This is a genomic window from Pseudomonas sp. HMWF032 (assembly GCF_003060885.1).
In the GTDB taxonomy this organism is placed as follows: Bacteria; Pseudomonadota; Gammaproteobacteria; order Pseudomonadales; family Pseudomonadaceae; genus Aquipseudomonas.
In genome coordinates this window covers 384589-394150 of the sequence record NZ_QAIG01000013.1, presented here as the reverse complement: position 1 = coordinate 394150, position 9562 = coordinate 384589, and the positions used below count along the sequence as shown (strand labels likewise).

General features: G+C 60.3%; 9 protein-coding genes. 5 read left to right on the top strand and 4 right to left on the bottom strand.

The window, feature by feature from the left end:
• Positions 1 to 175: 175 nt before the first annotated feature.
• Positions 176 to 1660 carry a nucleobase:cation symporter-2 family protein gene (locus DBR00_RS19535; protein WP_108487794.1) on the top strand — a complete coding sequence of 495 codons (1485 nt, stop codon included), beginning with the start codon at positions 176 to 178 and terminating at the stop codon, positions 1658 to 1660.
• Positions 1661 to 1680: 20 nt separating this feature from the next.
• Here the strand turns inward: DBR00_RS19535 and DBR00_RS19530 are convergent, their stop codons facing one another.
• The 4 genes from DBR00_RS19530 to algB all read right to left on the bottom strand — a co-directional run bounded on the left by DBR00_RS19530 (position 1681) and on the right by algB (position 7138).
• On the bottom strand, positions 1681 to 2085 hold the full coding sequence (locus DBR00_RS19530; protein ID WP_108487795.1) for a DUF1330 domain-containing protein: 405 nt from the start codon (positions 2083 to 2085) through the stop codon (positions 1681 to 1683).
• A gap of 107 nt (positions 2086 to 2192) precedes the next feature.
• Positions 2193 to 3974 carry a sulfatase-like hydrolase/transferase gene (locus DBR00_RS19525; protein WP_256583086.1) on the bottom strand — a complete coding sequence of 594 codons (1782 nt, stop codon included), beginning with the start codon at positions 3972 to 3974 and terminating at the stop codon, positions 2193 to 2195.
• Between the two features lie 39 nt (positions 3975 to 4013).
• Positions 4014 to 5789 (bottom strand): KinB sensor domain-containing domain, encoded by a 1776-nt coding sequence (locus tag DBR00_RS19520; protein WP_108487187.1) that lies wholly within the window; start codon positions 5787 to 5789, stop codon positions 4014 to 4016.
• On the bottom strand, positions 5786 to 7138 hold the full coding sequence (algB, locus tag DBR00_RS19515; RefSeq protein WP_108487188.1) for a sigma-54-dependent response regulator transcription factor AlgB: 1353 nt from the start codon (positions 7136 to 7138) through the stop codon (positions 5786 to 5788). Before algB ends, DBR00_RS19520 begins: the two co-directional genes overlap by 4 nt.
• 252 nt (positions 7139 to 7390) lie before the next feature.
• On the opposite strand from algB, the gene DBR00_RS19510 reads away from it, so the two are divergent.
• The 4 genes from DBR00_RS19510 to DBR00_RS19495 all read left to right on the top strand — a co-directional run bounded on the left by DBR00_RS19510 (position 7391) and on the right by DBR00_RS19495 (position 9465).
• A complete protein-coding gene (locus tag DBR00_RS19510) occupies positions 7391 to 8227 on the top strand; it encodes a BON domain-containing protein (protein WP_108487189.1) in 837 nt (278 codons plus the stop codon).
• 91 nt (positions 8228 to 8318) lie between these two features.
• Positions 8319 to 8753, top strand: coding sequence for a PA2169 family four-helix-bundle protein (locus tag DBR00_RS19505; RefSeq protein ID WP_108487190.1), 435 nt, complete (start codon positions 8319 to 8321; stop codon positions 8751 to 8753).
• A gap of 78 nt (positions 8754 to 8831) precedes the next feature.
• Positions 8832 to 8996, top strand: a complete 165-nt coding sequence (locus DBR00_RS19500) for a DUF1328 domain-containing protein (RefSeq protein WP_108487191.1) — start codon at positions 8832 to 8834, stop codon at positions 8994 to 8996.
• 10 nt (positions 8997 to 9006) lie between these two features.
• Positions 9007 to 9465: an inhibitor of vertebrate lysozyme family protein gene (locus DBR00_RS19495; protein WP_108487192.1), complete on the top strand. Its 459-nt coding sequence runs from the start codon at positions 9007 to 9009 to the stop codon at positions 9463 to 9465.
• Positions 9466 to 9562 lie beyond the last annotated feature (97 nt).

Sequence of the window (9562 nt, the reverse complement as noted above, 5' to 3'; positions counted from 1 at the left end):
CCGCCGATACAGCGTCTGTATCGGCGGTTTTATGTCTACACGATCATTTATAGACTGCGCATTCGAAAATCGTTCTGTGGATGCTCTTTTGTTTATAAATGTATACAAAGATGTAGCCAAGAGGTTTTGTGTTTGTCTACATTAGCTGGACAATAACAACAGCGAGTAACTCAGCATGACGATTTCACCTGTTACGCCGTCGTCCGCGCAGCGCCCGGAAGACGAAAACCTTGGTATCGGTGCCAACCTCGCCTATGGCTTGCAGCATGTGCTGACCATGTATGGCGGCATCGTTGCGGTGCCCTTGATCGTTGGCCAGGCGGCCGGCTTGTCACCGGCGGACATCGGCCTGCTCATCGCCGCCTCACTGTTTGCCGGCGGCCTGGCGACATTGCTGCAAACGCTTGGTCTGCCCTTTTTCGGCTCGCAGTTGCCACTGGTACAGGGTGTGTCCTTTGCCGGTGTAGCAACCATGATTGCGATCCTCGGCAGTGACGGCGCAGGCGGTCTGCCGGCCGTGTTCGGCGCAGTAATCGCCGCCTCGCTGATTGGCTTATTGATCACCCCGGTGTTCTCGCGCATCACCAAGTTCTTCCCGCCGCTGGTCAATGGCATTGTGATTACCACCATCGGTCTGACACTGATGCCGGTGGCGGCACGTTGGGCCATGGGCGGTAACAGTCAGGCGGAAGACTTTGGCAGCATGGCCAATATCGGCCTGGCCGCACTCACCCTGGCGACCGTCTTGCTGTTGAGTAAGCTCGGCAGTTCGAGCATTTCGCGCCTGTCGATTCTGCTGGCCATGGTCATCGGCACCCTGGTGGCCGTGACCCTGGGCATGGCAGATTTCTCCAAGGTTGCGGAGGGGCCGCTGGTGGCGATGCCCAGCCCGTTCCACTTCGGCATGCCGACCTTCCAGGTCGCGGCCATCATTTCGATGCTGATCGTGATCATCGTCACCCTGGTGGAAACCTCGGCGGACATCCTCGCGGTCGGTGACATCATCGAAACCAAGGTCGACTCCAAACGTCTGGGCAATGGCCTGCGTGCGGACATGATTTCCAGCGTGTTTGCGCCGATCTTCGGCTCCTTCACTCAGAGTGCCTTTGCCCAGAACGTCGGTCTGGTGGCCGTGACCGGGGTGAAAAGTCGCTATGTGGTGGCCTCGGCCGGCTTGATTCTGGTGACCCTCGGCCTGCTGCCGGTGATGGGCCGTCTGGTCGCCGCCGTGCCCACGGCGGTGCTCGGTGGTGCGGGTGTGGTGCTGTTCGGCACCGTGGCGGCCAGCGGGATTCGTACCCTGTCCAAGGTCGATTACCGCAACAACATGAACCTGATCATCGTCGCCACTTCGATCGGTTTCGGCATGATCCCGATTGCTGCGCCGACCTTCTATCACCACTTCCCGGCCTGGTTTGAAACCATTTTCCATTCGGGCATCAGCTCGGCGGCGATCATGGCGATTCTGCTCAACCTGGCCTTCAACCACTTCAAGGCTGGTAACTCGGATCAGCAATCGGTATTCGTGGCTGGCCACGAGCGCACCCTGCGTTATCAGGACATTGCCGCACTCAACGATGGCGATTACTTCAAGGGCGGCAAGCTGTTCGATGCCGAGGGCAAGGAAGTGCCGCTGATCAAGGAAGCCTCAGGGCACTAGCCGGGCTGGCCACCGCGTCATTAACGTGGCGTGGTGGCGATCAGGCGTGAGTCGGCCAGGGCGGCGGTACGGTGTTCGGTCGCCGCGCGGTACTCGGGGTCGGCCAGCATGCTGAGAAAGGCCGCCTTGGAGGGATAGCGCACTAACAGCAACTCATCCCACCGTTCATCGGCCGGGGCAATCAGGGCAGCCTGCGCGGCGGCCATGACCTGCACCTCACCGCCCACGCCACGGACTTTGCGCAGCGCCGTTTGACTGTAGCGTGCATAGGCTTCGCGGCCGCTGCACGGCGCATGGCTGCTGCCGCTGGCATAGCTGGCCTGGGCCTGAAAACGCAGCAGATTGAGCATCAGCAGCGGTGTGTCATCCGCCACCTTGGCGGTAAATGCGGCCAGTTGTTCACGGCTGGGGTTGATGCTGGGCATGGCGGCGCTCCTCGTGAATGGAGCGCCCAGTGTCGGCTTGCACGCAGCAAACGACAACCTGCATCAAATGGACAGATTGGGCACTATTGGCGGCTCTGCAAGGCCTTTTATTCACCTGCTGCGCGTGCTCTGCCCGTTGGCCCAAGATCCTTGAGCCAACGACTTAACAGTCTTGGTGCGTCATATTGCAGGCCTTCTGGCGTTTCCACGACACGTTTGATCATGTTGTCGCCAAACAGCTGTTTTCCCTGGACGAAGTGTTCGCCGCGGGTCTGATTCGGATTGCTGATTTGCCAACCAAGCCGTTGGGCAAGCCAAACTCCAGCTTCGTAGTGACTGATCCAGTCTTCCTCTTTCAGCACCTGCAGGTGCTGCGCCGGTGCATCACGCGCCACTACCAGCACGGGAACTTCAACCACTTGTGGCAGTAAATCGTTATGCCCCCAGCGTCCGTCTTCGCCCAGTAACTGGCCGTGATCGCCGGTAATTATCAAGTAGCGTTCGCCTTCAAGCTGATCGAATTGTTCAATTATTTCGGCTAACACATCGTCCAGATAACCCACTGCGTTGTCATAAGCATTCGCCTGACGTTGTTCGCGCGGGAGCTCAGAATCCGCTGGCCACAGGGGCAATGGCTCACTGTGTTTGGCGTAGTTTTCTTCGTAAGGCAGGTGAGCTGTTCGCAGGTTGAGAACAACGAAATTGCGCATCGCCCACTGTTGTTCTTTCAAAATATCAATCAAGGCATGGTCGTGTCGCTTGAGGAAAAGCAGTGGGTGGTCCTCGCGGGTAATCGAGACATCCAAATGGCGACTGCCCAGATGGCTGAGCAGTTTCGACTCCTGAGCTGAAAGCCAATGGGTGCGAAAACCCTCCTGGCGCGCAAGGGAAAACAAGTTGTGCGGTTGCGTGCTCAATAGTTCGGTCTGCCCAGGCTCTCGAATCAGATTGAGCAGATTGGGCAGGCTAACGGCAGTGGAAACACCGGCAGCAATGCCCGGCTTGGCCAACAGCTGGTTAGCCGAAGCCATGCGACTCAGGTTTGGCGTGGTATTGCGAGGATAGCCCAGAACACCAAGGCGATCGGTGCGCAGAGAGTCTGCGACTACCAGCCAGACATGTTGCGCCGTGCTTGGCTGACGCTGTACTTGGTAGGGCTGAAAGGGTGCCTGTGGTAGCGCGTCTACGGGACGAAATGCCAAACGTACAGCATAAAAAGCGAATGCATTGAAACTGTTATGCAGACCACTGCGCGTAGGTCCGGGCATGAATGAACTGAGATCCCGGTAGGTGGCACGATAAGGTTTGGCCCCCAGCACTAGAACGATAATCAGCAGGGCCCAGCGACTGCGCGGTAAATCAATCTGCGACGGAACCCAGCGGTGCAGGAAAATCAGCAAAGCGTAAGGCAGCAGCACACTTGGCAGAACATGCCAGTGATCGGCAAAGCTGTGCCAGCCGGTTTCCCGCACTTCGGCGAAGTCATTGAACAGGCTGACAATGTCAGGGCCGGTCAATGGCTCGCCGAAAAACGAGATATGACTGAGCTGGATAAGTTGCATGGTGCATAGCACCACCAAGAGAGCAGTTACCAGGCCGGGCATAGCCACTAGCCATAGAGACAGACTGAACAACCAGACCACCACCACAAACCGCAATTCCAGTTCAGCCTGGTTGGCGGATGTGAACAATTGCTGGATGAAATCGTCAGCCATAAGCAACAGACTGCTGAGGCAGGTCAGCGCCAGCAATCTGAGTACGCGCAGACGAGGGTTGGGGGCGGGATGTTGCGAGTTTAGGCCAAGTGCTGCGAGTGAAAGAGACATGCCTGACTGCTCTGCTCGGTTAAAGGCGCAGCTAGAGATTCTGCAACCCGCGAGAAGTTCCATAGGCAAGAATTCGCTGCTATGACGGTGGTTGGTGCCAATTTAAACCGGCAGTGCCACGTAGAACTGCGCCCCTTGACCGGCGCGTGAATGCACGCCGATCTGTCCGCCATGCAGCTGGACGATTTCCTTGCACAGCGCCAGGCCGAGGCCGGCGCCGCCTTTCTTGCGGCTGACCTGCACGAAGGGTTCGAAGATCCGCGCCTGCTGGCGATAGGGAATACCCTCGCCGTTGTCTTCCACGCTGAGCACCACCCGTTCGTCCTGCTGTCGTGCCTGCAGACGGATCTGCCCGCCGGGGTGGCTGTGGCGCAGGGCATTGCCGATCAGGTTGTCGAGCACCCGCTCGATCTGTAGCGGGTCGATCTGCACGTCCGGCAGATCGCCGTGCACTTCGCAGGCCAGGCTGATCTGCAGCTCGGCGGCCTGGGTGGTGAAGCGTTGCTGGGTCTGATGTAGCAGCGTGCCTAAGGCACAGGTAGAAAGCTCCAGGGTCTGCAGGCCATTCTGGTAGCGCGAGAAACTCAGCAGGTCGTTGATCAGGCGCAGCAGGCGGTGCATTTCCTCATCCACGGTATTGAGCAGGTCGGCTTCACGGGATTCTGCGGCAAACTGCAGGCGCTCCTGCAGCAGGCCGAACGCCATCAGCATGCCGGTCACCGGCGTACGCAGCTCATGCGAGGCGCGCAGCACGAATTCGCGGCGCACCCGCTCGAAGGCGCGCTGCTCGGTGACATCGCGCAGCACCATCACCGCGCCCATAAAGCGCCCTTCGCTGTGATGAACACCAGACAGGCTGTAGGCCAGTACACGTTGCTCGCCATCGACCTCGGTCTGCACATCGTCCAGTACCTCATCCAGGCTTTCGCCCTGCAGCACCTTGTGCAGCTGCTCGGCCAGATCGGCGCGATTCAGGGCCACGTCGAGGGTCTGCCCGAGCTGCTCGGCACCCCAGCTTAACTGGCGCAGGGCCACCGGGTTGACGTGCTCGACCCGGCCTGCGTAATCGAAGATCAGCAGGCCGTCGTCGATGCTGTCGAGCACCGCTTGCAGGCGCTGTTGCTCGGCCTGTAGGGCGGCCACATCGCTGCTCTTGAACTCGCGTAGGGCCTCGGCCATCAGGCCGAAGCGCTGGCTCAGGGCGGACATTTCCGCCACCGGGGTCAGCGGCAGGGTGACCTGAAAGTCGCCCTGGCCGATCTGATCGGCGGCCCGCGCCAATGCCTCGATGGGCCGGCCGAAGCGCTGGGCGATGCTGTGTGCGGTGACAAAGCCGATCACCAACACGGCCATGCAGATCAGTCCGAGCAGGCCAGCGATCAGCCAGGCGCGTTCCCGCGCGCGGGTTTCTTCGAGCGCGGCGGCGTCGACATAACGCGTTTGCACCGCGTTGATGCGATCACGCAGGGCCTCGATGGCGCGGCCGAAGCTGTCATTACTGAGCAGCTCGCGGCGTACGGTCAGCGGTTTGGCCAGCAAGTCATCGAAGCTGGCGTAGGCGTGCGCGATCTCGCCAATCGCCTGACGGTCGCTGTCAGCGGTGGCGCTCTCTGTGGCCCGTTGCAGCCAGAGTTTGAACTGCTGATCGGACGCTTTCAGGGCCTCGCGGTCGAGGTCCGCCGCGAGTAGCAGAATCATCTGCTTACCCAACTCCTGACGCAGGCCGAGGCTGGCATCGATGATTTGCAGATTGCGGGTCATCGCCTGGCTCTGCACCTGGGTCAGCTGCAGCACGCTGAACATCCCCAGCAGCAGCCCGACGATGGCGACGGTAAGCAGCGCGCTGCTGCTGATAAACAGCCGGCTGCGCAGCTTCACAGGCTGAGCTGCTTGCGCTTGCGGTACAGAGTTGAGGCGTCGATGCCGAGGGTTTTCGCGGCCTGGTCAAGGCTTCCGCTGTTGGCCATGACCGCGCTGATATGGGCTTTTTCCAGGGCTTCCAGGCTCAGCTGATCACCGATCTGCGGTACACCGTGGCTGGTTGGGGCGTTGAGCCCGAGGTGGCTGACCTGCACCCGCTCTTCTGTGCAGATGATGCTGGCGCGTTCGATCACGTTGCGCAGTTCGCGGATATTGCCCGGCCAGGCGTAGCTGAGCAGCGTTTCGCGCGCCTCCTCACTGAAGTTACGCGCAGGGCGTGCGTACTCGACGACAAAGCGTGCGAGAAAGCGCTCGGCCAGGTCGAGGATGTCCTCGCGCCGTTCGCGCAGCGGCGGCAGGGTCAGGGTGATGACGTTGAGACGATACAGCAGGTCTTCGCGAAAGCGCCCTTGTTGCACCCTTTCATCGAGATTGAGGTTGGTCGCCGCGAGAATCCGCACATCGGCTTGGCGGGTCACCGGGTCGCCGATGCGTTCGTACTGCTTGTCCTGAATAAAGCGCAGCAGCTTCGGTTGCAGGGCCAGTGGGAAGTCGCCGATCTCGTCGAGAAACAGGCTGCCGCCATCGGCCTGGTTGACCCGGCCCAGGGTGCTTTCGCTGGCGCCGGTAAAAGCCCCGCGGTTATGCCCGAACAGTTCGCTTTCCATCAGTTCGGCACTGAGTGACGGGCAATTGATGGTGATGCAGGACTTCTTCGCGCGTTTGCTCCAGCGATGAATGGCCTGTGCCAGCTCGCCCTTGCCGGTGCCGGATTCACCCAGGATCAGAATATTGGCATCGGTATCGGCCACCTGCTTGGCCGTCTGCAGCACCGCCATCAGCGCCGGGCTCTGTGAGTCGAGACCATCGCCGGGCTTGCGTATGTAACCTTCGAGGCGTTCCAGGCGCTCGACCCGTTGGCGGGCTTCCAGCTGTTTGGCGGCGGCCAGGCGCAGCTGCTCTGGACTGCAGGGTTTGACCAAGTAATCTGCAGCACCGGCTTGAATGGCATCCACGGCGGTGTCCACTGCCGTGTGCGCGGTGACGATCACCACGCGCATCCAGGGCACCTGCAGGCGCATTTGCGCCAGTACCTCCAGGCCATCGTCCGCGCCCAGGCGCAGGTCGAGAAAGCACAGATCGAAGACCTGGCGCAGCAATAGGGCATCGGCCTGGGCCGCGCTGCTCGCGGTGCTCACCTGATAACCCTGATCTTCCAGGCAATAGCGGAAGGTGCGCAGGATGGCCGTCTCGTCATCCACCAGCAGAATGCGCCCCAGGCTGTGTTCTTCCGTGCTTGTGTGCATGGCCATCTCCTTCTTATCCCGCACACAGTCATTGCGTGTACAGGGTTAGTCCGCAGCACGTCATGCAAGTTGCACGGCTGTTCTGCGGCGATCATGCAAGCTGCACGTATGGCATGTTCGGAGAGTGTTATTAAGTAATTGATATTTAAGTCTTAATATTGTTTTTAGAGGCTGGCATGGGGCTTGCGATCTATCAATAACGACGGCGACAAACGGCCGTCTGCTTGATCGTTATCCATTGGAGGAACTGCCATGCATCAATTGAAAGCGCTGGTCCTGGCCACTGCGACCGCCGGCCTGATCGGCCTGGCTCCTTGCGCGGCCTATGCTGCCGAGGGCGATGCCAGCCGCGAGCTGAGTGAGGCGCGCCAGGAAGGTTCAATCTGGACCGCGTTTGCCCTTAACCGCCACCTCAACCCCTTCACCCTCGATGTGGACGTGGAGAACGGCAGCGCCAAGCTGACCGGCAAGGTGGAAACCGATGTTGAGCGCGACCTGGCCGAGCAGATTGCCCTGGGTATCGAAGGGGTGAAGAAGGTCGACAATCAGCTGACCCTCGACCCGGCCTTTGCGGCAAAGGCCAGCGCCGCGCCGAACCTGTCGCAGCGTTTTGACGACGCGACCCTGGTGGCCACGGTGAAATCCAAGCTGCTGTGGAACAGCAACACCGAAGGTCTGGACATCAACGTCAATGCACTCAACGGCAAAGTCAGCCTGACCGGTAGTGCGCAGACCGCCGAGGCCAAGGAACTTGCCGGTCGTTTGGCCGCCAACACCGATGGCGTGCGTGAAGTGAGCAACCAGCTCAGCGTCAGTGCGAGCAAAAGTAACGCTGCCAAGGCGCAGAGCGCCGCTGATGAAACCGCGGTGGCGATCAGCGATGCGTGGATCACCAGCAAGGTGAAATCCAGCTTTATCTACAGCCGCAACCTCGACGGTCTGGATATTTCAGTCGATACCCAGAAGGGCATGGTCAGCCTCAGCGGCAGCGTGCTGAGCAACGCCGAGAAGCAACTGGCAATTGAAACCGCGCGCAACATCCGTGGCGTTCGCGGTGTCGACGCCGATGCCTTGCGCATCGCCAGCTAGAGCCATCCGAGCCGTGGCCATGCGGGTCGCGGCCTGTTGTCTGAGGCGGCCCTGTTATCGGGGTGCCGTTACAACTTCCAGGAGATCCACCATGAGTAATACCAGCGAGCCACTCAACGAACTGATCGAAATCACCCGTGACGGCCAGCGCTTCTACCAGCACGCCCATGACGAGGTGAAGGATGTGCGCCTGCAGGTGCTGTTCCGCGACATGTCGCAGAGCAAGCGCGAGCTGATTCGCGCGCTGTCGGTGAACGTGGCTGCCAACCAGGACAAGCCCGCCAGCGGCGGCACCTTCGTCGGCAAGCTGCGTCAAGTTTACGCCGACACCAAGGCGACCCTGGTCAGTGACACCGAAGCCACCGACGTGGCACAGCTGGAAGAAGCCGAAGACCGCATCCTGCATGCCTTCGAGGATGCTCTGGAAAGCGCCGAGCCTGATCTACAGGCCCTGCTGAGCGCAGAAATGCCGAACGTGCGCGCCAACCATGACCGTATGCGCACCCTGAAGCAGTCCATGCAGTAAGCCCGGCCCGGTGTGGTTTGCGCCACACCGGGTCTTACCGCGCCGCGGCGCATCCCTGAGTAGGCAAGGAGTATCGCCATGCTGAGTTGGGCCATTACCTTTCTGATTATTGCCATCATCGCTGCAGTCCTGGGCTTCGGGGGTATCGCCGGCACCGCCACGGGTATCGCGAAGATTCTGTTCGTGGTGTTCCTGGTGATGTTTATCGTGTCCTTCATCATGGGCCGTCGCCCACGTGTATAGAGAAGCCGCCATGACCATCAAGACGCTGCTTGCCGCCCTGTTACTGGGCGGTAGTGTGGCGGCATTGGCCGCAGACACCGATGGCCAATTCCGCCTCAATGAACTGCTCGCCAGTGACTCGGCGTATCAAGAGACCTGGCAGGAACTGGTGCAAGACGAAAGCCGTCTGCCGGACTGGGTGATGAACCTGAGCGGCATCGCCAGCCCCATGCAGGGTCTGGATGACGACGGCGACCAGTACCTGGTCGGTCAGCTGTGTGAAGCGAACAACTGTTTCAACCAGCGCCTCTACGTGGCCTTCAGCTGGGACAAGGACGACGCCTATGCACTCTATGTGCAACTGCCCGACGGCCTGCCGACGGACAAGGCACCCAGCCAGCACGCCACCCTGCGCTGGCTCGGCGATCCGGACGACGCCATTCAACAGTTGCTGCAAGAGCAACTGAATAACGACCCCAATTGGTACTAGTGCCGCGCACGAATGGTGTGTCGTGGGAGGGGCTTTAGCCGCGAGGCCTTTAGACCGGTCGCGGCTAAAGCCCCTCCCACATATCCTCAACATATCT